General features: G+C 71.7%; 17 protein-coding genes. 8 read left to right on the top strand and 9 right to left on the bottom strand.

The genetic code is table 11. The features are described from left to right. Positions 1-257: 257 nt before the first annotated feature. The 3 genes from ACY34K_RS04380 (at position 258) to ACY34K_RS04370 (ending at position 3,642) form a co-directional block, all read left to right on the top strand. Entirely contained in the window at positions 258-1,478 is a 1,221-nt protein-coding gene (locus ACY34K_RS04380; protein ID WP_462743816.1) for a LolA family protein, read from the top strand. A gap of 108 nt (positions 1,479-1,586) precedes the next feature. Continuing rightward, positions 1,587-2,522, top strand: a complete 936-nt coding sequence (locus ACY34K_RS04375) for an ABC transporter ATP-binding protein (RefSeq protein ID WP_462743813.1) — start codon at positions 1,587-1,589, stop codon at positions 2,520-2,522. A 271-nt stretch (positions 2,523-2,793) separates the two neighbouring features. Continuing rightward, a complete protein-coding gene (locus tag ACY34K_RS04370; protein WP_462743810.1) occupies positions 2,794-3,642 on the top strand; it encodes an ABC transporter permease in 849 nt (282 codons plus the stop codon). 27 nt (positions 3,643-3,669) lie between these two features. Here ACY34K_RS04370 and ACY34K_RS04365 read toward each other — a convergent pair whose 3' ends face one another. Continuing rightward, positions 3,670-5,010, bottom strand: coding sequence for a M28 family metallopeptidase (locus tag ACY34K_RS04365; RefSeq protein ID WP_462743807.1), 1,341 nt, complete (start codon positions 5,008-5,010; stop codon positions 3,670-3,672). Positions 5,011-5,284: 274 nt separating this feature from the next. On the opposite strand from ACY34K_RS04365, the gene ACY34K_RS04360 reads away from it, so the two are divergent. Together ACY34K_RS04360 and ACY34K_RS04355 are read left to right on the top strand one after the other, a co-directional pair. Beyond that, a complete protein-coding gene (locus ACY34K_RS04360; protein WP_462743804.1) occupies positions 5,285-5,659 on the top strand; it encodes a hypothetical protein in 375 nt (124 codons plus the stop codon). Continuing rightward, the gene (locus ACY34K_RS04355) at positions 5,656-5,853 is read left to right on the top strand and encodes a hypothetical protein (protein WP_462743801.1); all 198 of its coding nucleotides are present in this window, start codon (positions 5,656-5,658) and stop codon (positions 5,851-5,853) included. The genes ACY34K_RS04360 and ACY34K_RS04355 overlap by 4 nt, the downstream gene beginning before the upstream one ends. Before the next feature lie 133 nt (positions 5,854-5,986). On the opposite strand, the gene ACY34K_RS04350 is transcribed toward ACY34K_RS04355, so the two are convergent. Then, on the bottom strand, positions 5,987-6,439 hold the full coding sequence (locus ACY34K_RS04350) for a VOC family protein (protein WP_462743798.1): 453 nt from the start codon (positions 6,437-6,439) through the stop codon (positions 5,987-5,989). A gap of 21 nt (positions 6,440-6,460) precedes the next feature. Here ACY34K_RS04350 and ACY34K_RS04345 point away from each other — a divergent pair, with 21 nt between their 5' ends. After that, positions 6,461-7,078 (top strand): CGNR zinc finger domain-containing protein, encoded by a 618-nt coding sequence (locus ACY34K_RS04345; RefSeq protein WP_462743795.1) that lies wholly within the window; start codon positions 6,461-6,463, stop codon positions 7,076-7,078. Further along, a complete protein-coding gene (locus ACY34K_RS04340) occupies positions 7,078-7,467 on the top strand; it encodes an SRPBCC family protein (protein WP_462744024.1) in 390 nt (129 codons plus the stop codon). Before ACY34K_RS04345 ends, ACY34K_RS04340 begins: the two co-directional genes overlap by 1 nt. A gap of 341 nt (positions 7,468-7,808) precedes the next feature. Here ACY34K_RS04340 and rarD read toward each other — a convergent pair whose 3' ends face one another. Together rarD and ACY34K_RS04330 are read right to left on the bottom strand one after the other, a co-directional pair. Further along, positions 7,809-8,795: an EamA family transporter RarD gene (gene rarD / locus ACY34K_RS04335; protein ID WP_462743792.1), complete on the bottom strand. Its 987-nt coding sequence runs from the start codon at positions 8,793-8,795 to the stop codon at positions 7,809-7,811. 155 nt (positions 8,796-8,950) lie between these two features. Continuing rightward, a complete protein-coding gene (locus tag ACY34K_RS04330) occupies positions 8,951-9,814 on the bottom strand; it encodes an SDR family oxidoreductase (protein ID WP_462743789.1) in 864 nt (287 codons plus the stop codon). Between the two features lie 101 nt (positions 9,815-9,915). Here ACY34K_RS04330 and ACY34K_RS04325 point away from each other — a divergent pair, with 101 nt between their 5' ends. Then, complete coding sequence (locus ACY34K_RS04325; RefSeq protein ID WP_462743786.1) at positions 9,916-10,314, top strand: winged helix-turn-helix transcriptional regulator; 399 nt, start codon at positions 9,916-9,918, stop codon at positions 10,312-10,314. Between the two features lie 31 nt (positions 10,315-10,345). On the opposite strand, the gene ACY34K_RS04320 is transcribed toward ACY34K_RS04325, so the two are convergent. From ACY34K_RS04320 to ACY34K_RS04300, 5 genes are all read right to left on the bottom strand, one after another. Beyond that, on the bottom strand, positions 10,346-11,395 hold the full coding sequence (locus ACY34K_RS04320; protein ID WP_462743783.1) for a 2-oxoacid:ferredoxin oxidoreductase subunit beta: 1,050 nt from the start codon (positions 11,393-11,395) through the stop codon (positions 10,346-10,348). Next, positions 11,388-13,346, bottom strand: coding sequence for a 2-oxoacid:acceptor oxidoreductase subunit alpha (locus ACY34K_RS04315; RefSeq protein WP_462743780.1), 1,959 nt, complete (start codon positions 13,344-13,346; stop codon positions 11,388-11,390). Before ACY34K_RS04315 ends, ACY34K_RS04320 begins: the two co-directional genes overlap by 8 nt. Before the next feature lie 295 nt (positions 13,347-13,641). Next, positions 13,642-14,301, bottom strand: coding sequence for a LuxR C-terminal-related transcriptional regulator (locus ACY34K_RS04310; protein WP_462744022.1), 660 nt, complete (start codon positions 14,299-14,301; stop codon positions 13,642-13,644). A 179-nt stretch (positions 14,302-14,480) separates the two neighbouring features. Further along, positions 14,481-15,794, bottom strand: a complete 1,314-nt coding sequence (locus tag ACY34K_RS04305) for a sensor histidine kinase (RefSeq protein WP_462743777.1) — start codon at positions 15,792-15,794, stop codon at positions 14,481-14,483. Positions 15,795-15,991: 197 nt separating this feature from the next. After that, positions 15,992-17,194 (bottom strand): sensor histidine kinase, encoded by a 1,203-nt coding sequence (locus tag ACY34K_RS04300; RefSeq protein ID WP_462743774.1) that lies wholly within the window; start codon positions 17,192-17,194, stop codon positions 15,992-15,994. Positions 17,195-17,270: the final 76 nt, after the last annotated feature.

Genomic DNA, 17,270 nt, shown 5'->3' with positions numbered 1-17,270 from the left:
AGCCTCACCCCCGGGACCGCCCCGGGGCTGAGCGCGGACCGTCGTCCCCTACGGGACCGACTGGGCGTGTCTCCCCAAGTGGGCCCGGAAATACGGCAGAAGCGGCTCCCGGCGGCGGAGCCGACGCCCTCCGGGGTCATACCGAAGCAGTAGGCGAAGTTGATTCCGCGGGCTGACGCCTTCGTGCGGCCGATTTGGTCAGATGGAGAACACCAGCCGACCACGGCAGGCCGCCGACCACGGAGGTAGGGCACACAATGGCACCGAACGACAGCGCACACACCACCGAAGAGGCCGGGGACCTCCGGACCGGTCGCCGCAAGGCGGCCCGGTACCTGGTCCCGGCCGCGGTGGCGGGAGTGGCTGCGGCGACCATCGGGCTGGTCCCGGCGCTCGCCGCGTCCGGCGACCCCGATCTCCCGGAGATCACCGCGCAGCAACTCATCGAGAAGATCGCCGCGTCGGACGTCCAGCAGCTCTCCGGCACGGTCAAGGTCAGCACGGACCTCGGCCTGCCCTCGCTCGCCGGGCTGGAGGGCCTGGCCGGTGCCGCGGGCGGGGACGGCCCGGGAGCCTCCGCCGACCCGCAGGCCAAGCTGATGGAACTGGCCTCCGGCACGCACACCCTGCGTGTGGCCACCGACGGCCCGGACAAGCAGCGGGTGTCCATCCTGGACGACGCGGCCGAGTACAGCCTGATCCACAACGGCAAGGACGTCTGGGCGTACGACAGCAAGTCGAACGAGGTCTACCACGAGGCCGACGCCGCCGCCGGCGGCGCGGAGTCCGGTGCGCCCGGCAAGGACGTGCCGGCCACCCCGAAGGACCTCGCCGACGAGGCGCTGAAGGCCGTGGACGACACCACGTCGGTGACGGTCGACGGCACCGTGCGGATCGCCGGGCGGGACGCCTACCAGCTCGTCATCAAGCCCAAGCAGAGCGGCTCGACCATCGGGTCGATCAAGGTGGCGGTCGACGCGCGGAACGGCGTGCCGCTGAAGTTCACGCTCACCCCGAGCAGCGGTGGCAAGGCCGCGATCGACGCGGGCTTCACCAAGGTCGACTTCGCCAAGCCGGAAGCGTCCGCGTTCGACTTCAAGCCCCCGAAGGGCGCGAAGGTGACGGAGGCGGACGAGCGGGAGCTCGCGCCCGCACACCCGCCGACGGCCGCGGAGCAGAAGGAACTCGAAGCCCTCGAGGACTTCCAGGGCCTGAACGTCATCGGCAAGGGCTGGACCTCGGTCGCCGAGATCTCCGCCCCGGGCGGCGGGGCCGCGGCCGCGCCCGAGGAGGGCGACGTCCCGCCGGAGGCGGCGAAGTTCCTGGACGCCCTGGGCGACAAGGTCACCGGCAAGTTCGGCTCCGGCACCGTCTTCAAGACCCGTCTCGTCAACGCGCTGATGACCGACGACGGCAAGGTGTACGTGGGCGCGGTCGACCAGAACACCCTGATCGCCGCCGCGAACGGCGCGAAGTAGCCGGCCGGGCCGGCCGGAGGGGGACCGCCCCCTCCGGCCGGCCCGCCGTGCCGCGGCTTCCGCCGGCGCACGCGTAGCCTGGCCCGGGCGAGACCACGAGGGGGTGCCATGAGCGTCATCCGGACGCGCGGCCTCAGCAAGCGCTACCGCGGCGGGCAGTTGGCCGTGGACCGGCTCGACCTGGACGTGCCGGCCGGCAGTGTCTTCGGCTTCCTCGGGCCCAACGGCTCGGGCAAGACCACCACCATCCGCATGCTGATGGGGCTCATCGAACCCACCTCCGGCACCGCCACGGTCCTCGGCCGCCCCATGCCCGCGGCCGCCCGGACGGTCCTGCCGCGGGTCGGCGCCCTGATCGAGGGCCCGGCCCTGTACGGGTACCTCAGCGGCCGGGACAACCTGGTGCGCTACGACTCCGCCGACCCGACCGCCGACCCGCGCACCCGGCGCGACCGGGTCGCCGCGGCTCTGGAGCGCGTCGGCCTCACACAGGCGGCCGGCAAGAAGGCCAAGGCCTACTCGCTCGGCATGAAACAGCGTCTCGGGCTCGCCGCGGCGCTGCTCCAGCCGCGCGGACTGCTCGTCCTGGACGAGCCGACCAACGGGCTCGACCCCCAGGGCATGCGGGAGATCCGCGCCCTGGTCAGGGAGCTCGCGGCGGACGGCACCACCGTCTTCCTCTCCTCGCACCTGCTCGACGAGATCGAGCAGGTCTGCACGCATGTTGCGGTGATGGCGCGCGGGAGGCTCCTCACCCAGGGCCCGGTCGCCGAGTTCGCCGCGGGCGCGCGGGGCCGGCTCGCGGTCACCACCCCGGACCCGGGCGACGCCGCCCGCGTCCTGGAGGAGCTCGGGGTCATGGACGTCGTCGTCGCCGGGGACCGGGTGACCGGTGAACTGCCCGGGGAGGCACCCGACCTGGCGGACGTCAACGCGGCGCTCGTGCACGGCGGTGTGCGGGTACGGGGCTTCGGCGTCGAGCGGACCTCGCTGGAGGACGCGTTCGTCGCCCTGACAGGGGAGGGCTTCGATGTCGCGGGCTGAACCGACCGGACCGGCGGCCGGGGCGCGGGCGCCGGAAGCGCCGGCGTCGAAGGCCGGAACCGCGCCGGGCACAGGGACGGGCACAGGGACGGGCACGGGGACCGCGCCGGGCACAGGGACGGGCACGGGCACGGAAACGAGCCCAGGGACGGGCACGGGGACCGCGCCGAGCACAGAAACGGGCACAGGCACAGGGACGGGCACGGGCACGGCGACGGGCACAGGGGCGGCCACGGGGACATCGGCAGGGGCCTCGGGGACCTGGCGCCCGGTGCGATCCCTCGGGCTCTTCCGGTCCGAGCTGAGCGTCACCTTCCGCCGCTGGCGGACCCTCGTCCTGCTCGGCGTCCTCGCCGCCGTACCCGTCCTCATCGGGATCGCGCTCAGGATCGAGGCGGGCTCGGGCGGCGGGTCGGGGCCGCACGGCGGCGACGCCGGTGGCGGCGACGGTCCCGCGTTCTTCTCGCAGATCACCCACAACGGCCTGTTCCTGGTGTTCGCCGCCCTCGCCGCGACGCTGCCGGTCTTCCTGCCGATGGCCGTCGGGGTCGTCGCCGGGGACGCTGTCGCGGGCGAGGCCGGCGCGGGCACCTTGCGGTATCTGCTCGTCGCTCCGGCCGGACGGACCCGGCTGCTGTGCGCCAAGTACGCCGCGACCATGGCGTTCTGCCTGGTCGCGACACTCGTCGTGGCCGTCTCGGCGCTCGCCGTCGGGGCTTTGCTCTTTCCGCTCGGGGACGTGACCACCATCTCCGGAACGACGATCTCGTTCACGGACGGCCTGCTGCGAGCGGTTCTGGTCGCCGTGGTCGTCGCCGCGTCGCTCCTCGGCGTCGCGGCGCTGGGCCTCTTCGTCTCCACCCTCGCCACCAGCGGGGTGGCGGCGATGGCGGCGACCGTCGGGCTGGTGATCACCGCGCAGATCCTGGACACGATCCCGCAGCTCGACGCGATCCACCCCTACCTCTTCCCGCACTACTGGCTGTCCTTCGCGGATCTGCTGCGCGAACCGCTCTACTGGGACGAGATCCTCAACAACCTCGGCCTGCAGGGCGTGTACGCCGCGGTGTTCGGATCGGCGGCCTGGGCGCGCTTCACCGCGAAGGACATCACCACGTGACGGTCGGACGGTGCCGGAGAGGAGACGTCAGAAGGTGAGCCGGAAGGCGTTGATGTAGCCGGTGTCCTGGGCGGCCACGTCCTGGACCCGCAGTTTCCAGGCGCCGTTGGCCGCCTCGGCCGACGCGTCGACCGTGTAGGTGGTCTGGACGTTGTCCGCCGAGTCGCTGCCGCTGGAGTTCTTCAGCCGGTACGCCGTGCCGTCCGGGGCCACGAGGTCGATGACGAGGTCGCCGCGCCAGGTGTGGACGATGTCGACGCCGGCCTTGAGCGCGGCCGGGGCGTTGCCGGTGCGGCCGGAGACGTTCACCGTGGAGGTGACGGCCGCGCCGTTGTCGGGGATGGCGACGTCCGCGGTGTTCTCGTAGGTGTCACCGGTGGGCGGCTGCGTCGTGCCGGCGGACAGCGTCCAGACGGCGTGCGCGACGGCGTCGCTGTTCCGGTCGAGCGCGGTGTCGTTGATGTTGGACGTCGTGTCGCAGGACGAGTGGTAGCAGCGGTCGAAGGCCTGGCCGGCCGTGCCGCCCCACTTCTGCGCCTGTGCGCTGCTCTTCGTCCGGCTCGCGCCGGTGAACAGACCGCCGACGGGGATGCCGACGTTCTTGAACGCGGCGTGGTCGGAGCGCCCGTCGCCCTCGGTCTCGATCTCGGTGGGGACGCCGAGCCCCGCGAAGTAGTCCTTGAACGTCTTCTCGATCGCCGGGTCGTCGTCGTAGACGAAGTACCCCGCGTTCGGTGAGCCGATCATGTCGAAGTTGAGGTAGCCGGAGAACTTGGCCCGCTCGGTGGACGGCAGGTTGTTCACGTAGTACCGGGAGCCGACCAGGCCGATCTCCTCGGCGCCCCACCAGCCGAAGCGGAGGTGTTTGGCGGGCTTGAGCTGGGCGCGGGAGACGGCGAGCGCGGTCTCCAGGACGGCGGCCGACCCCGAGCCGTTGTCGTTGATGCCGGGGCCGGAGGAGACGGAGTCGAGGTGGGCGCCGGCCATGAGGACCTGGCCGGTGTCGCCGCCGGGCCAGTCGGCGATCAGGTTGTAGCCGGTGGCGCCGTTCGCGGTGAACTGCTGGACGCTGGTGGTGAATCCGGCCGCGTCCAGCTTGGCCTTGATGTGGTCGACGGACGCCTTGTAGCCGGGCCGGCCGTGGGCGCGGTTGCCGCCGTTGGCGGAGGCGATCGACTGGAGGTCGCTCAGGTGCCCCTTGACGTTCGCGAGGGGTATGTCGGGTGCGGCCAGGGTGGCTGCGGGAGTCGTGGTGGCGGCCGGCGGGGCCGCGGTGGCGGCGGGCGCGGCGGTGGCGAGCAGACCGGCGACGGCCAGCGCGGCGGCCGCGGCGGTGCGTCTGGGTATGCGGTGCACGGAGAGGTTCATGTGGGGGCTCCGGATTCCGTACGGGGACAAGACGGAACGTGCGAGACGCCCCGGTCGCGGTCGACCCGGGGCGCTGGAGCTGCTGATGCGTGCGGTGCGGTGTGCGTGCTGAATGTTCAGCGAGAGTTTGACTGACCGTCAAGGGCGGAAACCGGTCATGAGCGTTCGCATATCGAACTCGGAGTGACCGGAACAGATAGCGGAATGGACACCGCCGTACGGCCGTTCAGGCACGGGTGTTCTCGTCGGGCCGTGCGAGGGGCATCCTGCGGGCATGGGGGAGCACGAGGGCGACGGTCAGGTGCCGGGTCACGGTGAGCATCCGTACGAGCCGGTGGAGTTGCCGGGCATCTGGGAGCGCCTGGGCGAGTGGGGCACGCTCGGCATGCTGGCGGCGTCGCTGGCGCTGCTCGCCGTCATCGGCGTCGTCGTCCACCTCGGCTCGCGCCGGTCCCGGCAGGGCGCGACTGCCGGGGCCGCCGGTGAGGGCGGGGGAGGTACGGCTGACGGGACCGCCCGTGAGGGCGCGAAGGGCGAAGGTGCCGGTCCCGGCGGCGCGTGGACCGACGAACGGGGCCCCGGAGGCCGCCGCGGCGCGTGGACGGACGAACGGGGCCCCGGGGGGCCCGGGAGCGGAGGGCGGTCGTGAACCTGGACCCCTTCCTCCTGCTCGACGCGCTGATCATGTTCTTCACGCGCGTCGCGGTGAACGTCCTCTTCGTGATGCTGTGCTTGTTCGCGGTGGTGATCGCGGTCTTCACGCTCTGGTCCCGGCGGAGGCCCGCACCCGCCGACGAGGAGGACGTCGGCCTGGGCGGCTTCCGCTGGGACCGCGAACCCTAGGGCGTGTTGCGAAAGTGGCGTCGTCCGCCCGGAGGGCCCCCGGCCGGACGGGACTTGCGAAACACGCCCCAGGGGGAGCCGCGTCGGCGGTACCTGGCTGCGGGAGGGCCGCCCCGGAGGTGTCGGGGCGGCCTCATTGCACGCAGAACTCGTTGCCCTCCGGGTCCGCCATCACCGTCCACGTACCCCCCGGCTCCTCCATCCTGCGCAGCACCGTCGCGCCGAGCGCCTCGAGCCGGGCGACCTCCGCGTCGCGCCGGCCCTGCTCGGCGTGCAGATCCAGATGCAGACGGTTCTTGACGGTCTTCTTCTCCGGCACGCGCTGGAACAGCAGTCGCCTTCCGTTCCCGATCCCGGTCCGCTCCTCGAAGGGATCGTCCGGATGGCGGACGGCGATCAGATCCCGCCATGCCCGTCGGCCGTGGAAGTCGATCGTCAGCTCGGCGGGTGCCCGCCCGAGGTCGATGAGCTGCTCGATGAAGGCGCTGTTGTCCTCGACCAGGTAGCCGAGTGCCCCGGCCCAGAATTCCGCCTGCCGGTGCGGGTCGTCGGCGTCGATCACGAGTTTCCAGTGGAGCGTCGTCATGTAACCACTTATACTGGTTGCGTGAGTGAGTCCGCAACGACCGCAACGGGTCTGATCCTGAAGACGCCGGAGGGCCGTCCCTATCGTTTCGACGCCGGTGCCCTCTGCCTGGAGCTGCTGACCACCGGCGGCCCGGGCCCCCTGGCCCGGTACGAAGTCCTCGACACCCCGGCCGGACTCGCCGCGTGGATCGACGCCTCCCGGCTGGCCCCCGGCCTCCGGCTCGACGGCGTCACCGGCGCCGGCCTGGCGGCCGTACGGGAGCTGCGCGACGCCCTGCTCGCCCTCACCACGGCGCGGGCCCACGGCCGGTCCTTCGCCGGAGCCGATCTGGCGGTGGTCAACGCCGCGGCCGCCCAGCCGCCCCTGGCCGTGCACATGACGGCCTCCGGGGGGCGCGCCTGGGCCCCGGGCGCCACCGTCACCGGGCTGCGGTCGACCGTCGCCAGGGACGCGATAGACCTGTTCACCGGCGCGTACGCGCACCGGATCCGCGAATGCGGAGCGCACGACTGCTTTCTGCTCTTCGCCGACACCTCCCGTCCCGGCCGCCGCCGCTGGTGCGCGATGGAACGGTGCGGCAACCGTCACAAGGTGCGGGCCCACCGCGCCCGTACCGGTCCGGAAGGAGACGCATGATGCCCACGGGACTCACGCGGGACGCGGGCTGGGAGATCGGCGTGTCGAAGACCCTGCCGCTGCCCCTCAGTACCGTCTGGGACTTCGTCGCCGGACCGGAAGGGGTGGAACTCTGGCTCGGGCCCGGAGCCGAACTCCCCACGGTGAAGGGTGAGTCGTACGAGACGTCCGACGGCGTCACGGGCGAGCTGCGCAGCTACCGCCCCGGGGACCGGGTCCGCCTCACCCACGGCGCGACGACCCTCCAGATCACGGTTTCGCCGTCCGGCCCCGACCGGACCGTCCTCAACTTCCACCAGGAACGACTGTCGAGCGCCGAGGAGCGAGAGCGGCGCCGTGCGCACTGGCGGGGCGTGTTGGCCAGGGTGGAAGCGGCGCTCATGCCCTGAGGCCCAGGGGGTACGGGCTCGGGCGTCGCCCTCGGGGTGACCGCCGGCGCGCCGGCCGATGCTGTCGGGCGGTGTTCATGACGCCGGCCGCCATGCCGAGAGGCCCGCGGCGTATCACGCCGCCTGCTCGTCTTCGCCGGCACCGCCGCCGGAGGGCTTCCCCGGCTGGGCCCGGTCTTCGGCGGGCCGCTCACGCGGCTCGCCCGGCACGGGGTGTGCCGGCGCCCGTGCCGCTCGCCGAGGTGCGGTGGCGCGGTGGTGGCACGGTGCTGGCGCGGCCCCGGCACGGCGGCGGGGCCGGTACCGCGGTGACCACCGTGCGGTGCGGCGGGCCCGCGGTGTCAGACGCGCGGGGCCTCCGCGGCGGGTCGGGGCGGTTCGGGGACGGGCGGGGCCGCCGCCGCGGACGCCGCCAGGCGGAGCATCTCGGCTCGGGTCCGGCGGGCGGTGCGCAGGGCGTCCCACGTCAGCACCGTGAGAGCGAGCCACACCAGGGAGAACCCGGCCCACCGCTCGGGCGGCATCGCCTCGTGGAAGTAGACGACGCCCAGCAGGAACTGGAAGACCGGCGCCAGGTACTGCAGCAGCCCCAACGTCGACAGTGGCACCCGGATCGCCGCCGCCCCGAAACACACCAGCGGTGCGGCGGTGACCACACCCGTCGCGGCGAGCAGCGCCGCGTGGCCCGCACCGGACGTGCCGAAGGTCGCCGACCCCTGGATGGCCCCCAGCCACACCAGATACGCCAGGGCCGGCAGGAACTGGATCGCGGTCTCGGCCGCCAGCGACTCCAGGCCGCCGAGGTTGACCTTCTTCTTCACCAGACCGTAGACGGCGAAGCTGAAGGCCAGCGTGAGGGAGATCCACGGCGGGCGGCCGTACCCCACCGCGAGCACCACGACCGCGGCGAAGCCGGTGCCGACGGCCGCCCACTGGGCGGGCCGCAGCCGTTCCTTCAGCAGCAGGACGCCCATGGCGATGGTGACCAGCGGGTTGATGAAGTAGCCGAGGGACGCCTCGACGACCTGGCCCGTGTTCACGGCCCAGATGTACAGGCCCCAGTTGACGGTGATCACGGACGCGGCGACCGCTATCAGGCCCAGCTTGCGGGGCTGCCGAAGCAGCTCGGACACCCAGCCCCAGCGGCGCAGGACGAGCAGCGCCACGGCCACGACCGCCAGTGACCAGACCATGCGGTGGGCGAGGATCTCGACCGCGCCGGACGGCTTCAGCAGGGGCCAGAAGAGCGGGACCAGGCCCCACATGCCATAGGCCCCGATGCCGTACAGGAGTCCTGTCCGCTGATCGCCGCCACTCTTCGCCGTCACTGGCCGCCTCCTGCCCCTGCACCACGCTGTCCTGCGGAAGAAGGTATCGGCAGGCGGGGTGCGCTGTCATGCCCGTATCGCCATACGGTCATGACGGCGCGTCCGGAGCGGCGGTGGTGGCCGGCGGCACCCGGTGGAGCGGGCTGCGGAGCGGGTCAGAGCTGCCGCAGCGCCTCACCGACGGTGTCGGCGAGGGGTGTGGTCGGGCGGCCGATCAGCCGGGCGAGATCGCCGTTCGAACGCGCCAGCAGCCCCCGCTCGATCGCCTTGTCGACGTCGACGAGGATCGCGGCGAACGCCTCCGGGACGCCGGCTCCGATGAGGGCCGACCGGTGCGCCTCGGCGGGGACGTTGGTGTGGGCGACGGTCCTGCCGGACTGCTCGGTGATCTCCGCCGCGTACTCGGCCAGTGACCACGCGGTGTCGCCGCTCAGCTCGTACGCCCGGCCCAGGTGGCCCTCGCCGGTCAGGACGGCGGCGGCCGCCGCCGCGTAGTCGGCGCGGGCGGCGGAGGCGATCCGGCCCTCGCCCGCGTTGGCGACGACGGCGCCGTGCGCCAGCACGGCGGCGAGGTGGTCGGTGTAGTTCTCGGTGTACCAGCCGTTGCGCAGGAGCGTGTAAGGCAGGCCGGAGCCGAGGATGAGCTCTTCCGTCGCCCTGTGCTCGGCCGCCAGCTCGAAGTCCGCGTCGGGCCCGCCCAGTACGCCGGTGTACGCGAGCTGCGCGACGCCCGCGGCCTTGGCCGCGCTGATCACGGCGGCATGCTGCGGTACGCGGCTGCCGACCTCACTGCCCGAGATCAGCAGCACGCGGTCGCCGGTCCCGAAGGCGCCGGCCAGGGTCTCGGGGCGGCTGTAGTCGGCGATGCGCAGGTCGATGCCGCGCTCCGCCAGGTCGGCCGCCTTGGCCTTGTCGCGCACGACGGCCGCGATGCCGGTGGCGGGGGTGCCGCCCTCCAGCAGGGCTTCGATGACGAGCCGGCCCAGTCGGCCGGTGGCTCCGGTGACGACGATGCTCATGGGTTCTCTCCGCTTCCGTGGTGTCTGGTCCCGAGGACTGCACCGACCCTACGGTTAGCGCTAACTATGGGAAAGTACCCACTTTGAAGTAAGGTACTGGCATGAGCGTAAGTAAGCGTCCGGCCGCGGTCCCGGGGCGGATACCGGACGTCAACGACTCGATGTGCCCCTCCCGCCTGGTCCTGGAGCACGTCACCAGCCGCTGGGGCGTCCTCGTCCTCGCCGCGCTGCTGGAGCGCTCGTACCGCTTCAGCGAACTCCGCCGCGAGATCGGCGGCGTGAGCGAGAAGATGCTCGCCCAGACACTCCAGACCCTGGAGCGGGACGGCTTCGTCCACCGGGACGCCAAGCCCGTCATCCCCCCGCGCGTGGACTACTCGCTCACCGCCCTCGGCCGCGAGGCGGCCGAACAGGTCTGGGCCCTCGCGCGGTGGACGGAGCGCCGCGTCGAAGACGTGCGGGCTGCCCGGGAGGCGTACGACGAGGCCCGGGCCTCCTGAACGGAGGACCCGGGCCGCGGGGCGGTGTACGTCAGCCGACGACCGTCCAGGTGTCCGTGCCGGCGAGCAGCGCCGCGAGGTCGCCCTTGCCGTTCTGCTCGATCGCGGTGTCCAGCTGCTCGGCCATCATCGTGTCGTACACGGGTCGGTCGACCGCTCGGAACACACCGATGGGGGTGTGGTGCAGTGTGTCCGGGTCCGCCAGGCGCGACAACGCGAACGCGGTGGTGGGGCTGGCGCTGCGCGCGTCGTGCACCACGATCTGCGACTCGTTGTCGGCGGTCACCGCGACGACCCGAAGATCGCCGGTGGCCGGGTCCCGCACGACGCCCTTCGACAGATCGCGGCCGAAGCGGATCGGCTGCCCGTGTTCCAGGCGGATGACCGCTTCCTCGGCCTGCTGCTTGTCCTTCAGGACCTCGAAGGCACCGTCGTTGAAGATGTTGCAGTTCTGGTAGATCTCCACCAGCGCCGTACCGGGGTGGTCGGCGGCCTGCCGCAGTACCTCCGTGAGGTGCTTGCGGTCGGAGTCGACGGTCCGCGCCACGAACGACGCCTCCGCGCCGATCGCCAGGGACACCGGGTTGAACGGTGCGTCGAGCGATCCCATCGGCGTCGACTTGGTGATCTTGCCGACCTCGGACGTCGGCGAGTACTGCCCCTTGGTGAGGCCGTAGATCCGGTTGTTGAACAGCAGGATCTTGAGGTTCACATTGCGCCGCAGCGCGTGGATGAGGTGGTTGCCGCCGATGGACAGGGCGTCGCCGTCCCCGGTGACGACCCAGACGGACAGGTCGGGGCGGGACGAGGCGAGGCCGGTCGCGATGGCGGGAGCGCGGCCGTGGATGGAATGCATCCCGTAGGTGTTCATGTAGTACGGGAAGCGGGAGGAGCAGCCGATGCCCGAGACGAAGACGATGTTCTCCTTCGCCAGGCCGAGCTCGGGCATGAAGCCCTGCACGGCGGCGAGGATCGCGTAGTCACCACAACCGGGGCACCAGCGCACTTCCTGATCGGACTTGAAGTCCTTCATGGACTGCTTGGCCTCGGCCTTGGGCACCAGCTTCAGCGCCTCAGTCATGGATGGCCTCCTTGAGAGCCTTGGCGAGCTGCTCGGCCTTGAACGGCATGCCGTTCACCTGGTTGTAGCTCTGCGCGTCGACCAGATATTTCGCCCTGATGAGCGTGGCGAGCTGGCCGAGGTTCATCTCCGGGACGACGACCTTGTCGTACCGCTTCAGCACTTCTCCGAGGTTCTTCGGGAAGGGGTTGAGGTGGCGCAGATGGGCCTGGGCGATGGACTCGCCCGCAGTGCGCAGGCGCCGCACGGCGGCGGTGATCGGACCGTACGTCGACCCCCAGCCGAGCACCAGCGTGCGGGCGCCACCAGGGTCGTCGACGGTGAGGTCGGGCACCTCAATGCCGTCGATCTTGGCCTGCCGGACGCGGACCATGAAGTCGTGGTTGGCCGGGTCGTAGGAGATGTTGCCCGTGCCGTCCTGCTTCTCGATGCCGCCGATGCGGTGTTCGAGACCCGGCGTGCCGGGAAGCGCCCAGGGGCGGGCCAGCGTCTCCGGATCCCGCTTGTACGGCCAGAATGCCTCGGTCCCGTCGGCCAGTCGGTGGTTCGGGCCGGTCGCGAAGGTCACGCCCAGGTCCGGCAGCTCGTCCAGGTCTGGAATCCGCCAGGGCTCCGAGCCATTGGCCAGATAGCCGTCGGAGAGCAGGAACACCGGTGTGCGGTAGGCGAGCGCGATCCGTGCCGCGTCCAGCGCGGCGTCGAAACAGTCCGCCGGGGTGCGCGGCGCGATCACCGGGACCGGTGCCTCGCCGTTGCGCCCGAACATCGCCTGCAGCAGATCCGCCTGCTCGGTCTTGGTCGGCAGGCCGGTCGACGGGCCGCCCCGCTGGATGTCGACGATCAGCAGCGGCAGCTCCAGCGAGACCGCCAGGCCGATCGTCTCCGACTTCAGCGCCACACCCGGTCCGGAGGTGGTGGTCACCGCCAGCGACCCGCCGAACGCCGCACCCAGCGCGGCGCCGATGCCGGCGATCTCGTCCTCGGCCTGGAAGGTCCGCACGCCGAAGTTCTTGTGCTTCGACAGCTCGTGCAGGATGTCCGAGGCCGGGGTGATCGGATAGGAGCCGAGGTACAGCGGCAGGTCGGACTGGCGCGATGCGGCGATCAGCCCGTACGCCAGGGCCAGGTTCCCGGAGATGTTCCGGTACGTGCCGGTGGGGAAGTCCTTCGTGGCCGGGGCGACCTCGTAGGAGACCGCGAAGTCCTCGGTCGTCTCGCCGAAGTTCCACCCCGCCCGGAACGCCGCGACGTTCGCCTCCGCGATCTGCGGCTTCTTCGCGAACTTGGAGCGCAGGAACTTCTCCGTGCCCTCCGTCGGCCGGTGGTACATCCACGACAGCAGGCCCAGCGCGAACATGTTCTTGGACCGCTCGGCCTCCTTGCGGGACAGGCCGAAGTCCTTGAGCGCCTCGATCGTCAGCGTGGTCAGCGGCACCGGGTGGACGCGGTACCCGTCCAGCGAACCGTCCTCCAGCGGCGACGTCTCGTACCCGACCTTGGCCATCGCCCGCTTGGCGAACTCGTCCGTGTTGACGATGATCTCGCCACCGCGCGGCACATCGCCGATGTTCGCCTTCAGCGCGGCCGGGTTCATCGCGACCAGCACGTTGGGCGCGTCGCCCGGGGTGAGGATGTCGTGGTCGGCGAAGTGCAGCTGGAAGGAGGAGACACCGGGGAGCGTGCCGGCGGGGGCGCGGATCTCGGCCGGGAAGTTCGGCAGCGTGGACAGGTCGTTGCCGAAGGACGCCGTCTCCGACGTGAATCGGTCCCCCGTCAGCTGCATACCGTCACCCGAGTCACCCGCGAAGCGGATGATCACCCGGTCCAGACGGCGGATCTCCTTCTCCGTGCCACGCTGTGCCGACACGTCGCGCTGCTCCCCGACGATCGCCTCACTGGCCTCGCCGGCGCCGTCGGCCTGCTCGGCCGGGCTACTGACCTGGCTGGTCACTGAACTGGACCTCCCTCGAAACAAGGGGCCTCCCCGCCGTGGGCGGGAGAACGCTCGGAAGACGGCCGGCCGACCGGTCGTCCCAAGGCCCACCCTACGTCCGTAAGGGTCGCGTTCCCGGGAGTGCTCATCATGTGGACGTCCTTTTGAGACGCCCTTACGTCCGGAATCATCATGCTTTGCCGTCCCCCGTGTGGTCGGTGAATAAGGCTCCGCGCCGGTCCTCAGGTCCTCGGTCCATCCGCCCTTCGTGCCCTCCCGGCCGAGCTCGGCCGATGGCCCCTCCAGGGCTGTTTCAGCTGTTCAGATAGGTCAATACCGCGAGTACCCGCCGGTGATCGCCGTCACTCGGCGAAAGGCCCAGCTTCAGGAAGATGTTGCTCACATGCTTCTCCACCGCGCCGTCGCTGACCACCAGCTGCCGCGCGATCGCCGAATTGGTCCGCCCCTCGGCCATCAGATTGAGGACCTCCCGCTCTCGCGGCGTCAGCCCCGCCAGAACGTCCTGCTTGCGGCTCCGGCCCAGCAGCTGAGCCACCACCTCCGGGTCCAGCGCGGTGCCGCCCCGCGCGACCCGCACCACCGCGTCGACGAACTCGCGGACCTCGGCGACCCGGTCCTTCAGCAGATAGCCCACCCCCCGGCTGCTGCCGGCCAGCAGCTCGGTGGCGTACCGCTCCTCCACGTACTGCGACAGCACCAGCACACCGATCCCGGGGTGCTCCTTGCGGAGCTGCACCGCCGCCCGCACCCCCTCGTCCGTGTGGGTCGGCGGCATCCGCACGTCGGCGACGACCACGTCCGGCAGGGCCCCCTGGCCCGCGAGCTCGGCCACCGCCTTGACCAGCGCCTCGCCGTCCCCGACACCCGCCACCACGTCATGCCCACGGTCGGTCAGCAGCCGGGTCAGGCCCTCCCGAAGCAAAACCGAGTCCTCGGCGATGACCACCCGCACCCTGTCCTCCACGACCCGCAGCCCCCACACTTTCGATGCTTTCCGTGCTTGCGGATCCAGCATCCCAGCATTCGGACCGCCGTGGGTGATCTGTGGATAAGTAGCGAACAGTGTTCCGGCCCGTCACCCGTATGAGGGAACTGGTGGGCCAGGAACGTCCGGACCGGAAACGGCCGCGGTCAGCCGCGCCAGGGCAGCTCGGCCGTGACCGATGTCGGCCCGCCCTCCGGCGAATGCACGGCGAGGATCCCGTCCACCGCGTCCAGCCGTTCGGTCAGCCCCGCCAGGCCACTGCCGGACGTGATGTCCGCCCCGCCCCGTCCGTTGTCCGTGACCTGCAACATCAGCCGGTCCTCCACCCGCCACACGTCGACGGTGGCACGGGTGGCCCCCGCATGCTTGGAGACGTTCTGCAGCAGCTCCGACACCGTGAAATAGGCGATCCCCTCGATGGCGGGCGCCGGCCGGGACGGCAGATCCACCTCGACCACCACCGGGACGGTGCAGCGTGACGCCACCGCCGACAGGGCGGCGTCGAGACCGCGGTCGGTCAGCACGGCCGGGTGGATGCCGCGGGCCAGATCGCGCAGCTCCTGCAGGGCCGTCTTCACCTCGCCGTGCGCCTCGTCCACCATGCGCGCCGCGGCCTGCGGGTCCTCGGTCATCTTCTCCTTGGCCAGCCCCAGGTCCATGGCGAGGGCCACGAGCCGGGCCTGGGCGCCGTCGTGCAGATCCCGCTCGATGCGGCGCAGATCGGCGGCCGCCGTGTCGACCACCACGCCCCGGTCCGACTCCAGCTCCGAGACCCGGCTCGCCAGCCGCGACGGGCCGAGCAGCCCCGCCACCAGCAGCCGGTCCACGGTGACCAGACCGCGTACCACCCACGGCGTGATCAGCACGAACACCAGGCCGGTCAGGCTGGTCACCGTGGTCTCGAACGGCGAGTCCAGATAGAAGTTGTGCGTCCCGTCGCCGTACAGCTGGAGCCCGTCCACGCCCCCGTACACCGGGAACGTCCAGCGCCACAGCGGATATGTCAGCAGCCCCCAGCCGTACGACCAGAAGGCCACCGCGACCGAGAAGGCGAAGATCGCCCACGGCATGTGCAGCACCGCGTACACGAAGTGACGCCAGGACACGCCGCTCTTGAGGACACCGCCGATCCAGGCCATCGGGCCGCCGCCCGGCCGCGGGCGCACCGGTTCCGGGTCCGCCACCTCCAGGCCCAGCAAGCCGCGCGCCCGGGCCCGCTCCACCGCACCGAACCCGCGGCAGAGGGCCAGCCCGGCCGCCAGGACCGGTATGCCGAGGAAGGTGATCAGCAGACCGGCGCCCACCGAGATCATGGCGATGGCCACCGTGAAGTAGAAGAGGCTCAGCGGCAGGCCGAGCACCACATACCCGAGCTCGCGCCAGGTGCGCCCCTCGACCGGCGCACGCAGCGCTGCGGGAAGCCGGGGGCGCCGGGTGTCCGGTCCGTAAGCCATGGCCATCGGATGTCGTCCGTTCTGCTCGGGGTTCTGCTCGTGGTCTGCGCGTGATCCGCGCGATCCGCGCGTGAGGAGACCGCTGCCGGACAGCCGCGTCTCCGTCGCCGCGCCTCGGCGTGGTCGAGCCGGTACCTCAAGAGTGCTTGTGCGCTCCGGCCCGCACCATGAAGGCCGTCGCACTCTTCGACCGGGGGTTTTCCCTACCTGGCCGGCTGTCCGGCGGGCCGCGCGGCGTTCCGCGGGCGCCAGGGAAGCTCCGCCGTGACCGTCGTCGGGCCGCCGGCCGGCGACTCCAGGACGAACAGCCCGTCGACCGCCCCGAGCCGCTCCGCCAGCCCGGCCATCCCGGACCCGCCGTCCAGCCGGGCGCCGCCCCGCCCGTCGTCCGTGACCTGCAGCATCAACCGGTCCTTCGCCCGCCACACCTCGACACCCGCCCGGGTCGCCCGGGCGTGCTTGGAGACGTTCTGCAGCAGTTCCGAGACGGTGAAGTACGCGATGCCCTCGATCGCCTCGGCCGGCCGCTCGGCGAGGTCGACCGTCACGGTGACCGGGACGGTGCAGCGTGACGCCACCGCCGACAGGGCGGCGTCGAGACCGCGGTCGGTGAGCACGGCCGGGTGGATGCCGCGTGCCAGATCGCGCAGCTCCTGCAGCGCCAGCTTCACCTCCCCGTGCGCCTCGTCGACCATCGCGGCGGCCGCCTCCGGGTCCTCCAGGAGCTTCTCCTTGGCCAGACCGAGCCCCATCGCGAGAGCCACGAGCCGCGCCTGGGCGCCGTCGTGCAGATCCCGCTCGATGCGGCGCAGATCGGCGGCCGCGGTGTCGACCACCACGCCCCGGTCCGACTCCAGCTCGGCGATCCGCCGCTCCAGCTCGTCGGACGGCGACAGCAGCCCCCGCACCATCGCCCGGTCGGCGTTGGCCAGCCCGCGGACGATGAAGGGGAGCACCGGCCACAGCACGATCAGGCTCACCAGCGTGACGGTGAACGTCAGCACACCCCAGGGCAGTCGTATGAACTCGAACAGCAGCGTCCGCCAGCCCACCGGGTCCTTCAGCGCCGTCCACAGCCTGCTCAGCAACCCGCCCCCGGACCTGCGCGGCAGCGGGCTCGGCTCCTCCACCCGCACCCCCAGCAGAGCCCGCGCCCGCGCCCGCTCCAGACGCCCGAGGAACCGCGCCCCGGCCAGCCCCAGGGCCAGCAGCGGAAGCCCGATCACCGTCACCGACAGCCCGGCCCCGACGGTCACGATGAAGACCACGTAAACGAAACCGACCAGTGCCACCGGGAGGTTCGACAGGAGATGCGCGACCTCCTTCCAGGTGTGCGCCCCGAAGGCGAGGCGCGCGGGTGGTCTGGCGGCGTTGTCGTCCCGGGGTTCATCGATGCGCGTGGTCATGCGGACAAGCCTGCCGGGCCGCGATGGCGCCCGCCATGGGGTACGTGGGTAGGGAGAAGTAGGGATAACCCCACCT

It is taken from the genome of Streptomyces sp. STAM6 (assembly GCF_054963715.1).
The sequence above is the reverse complement of the archived record's forward strand: the minus strand, read 5'-3'. Positions and strand labels throughout refer to the sequence as shown.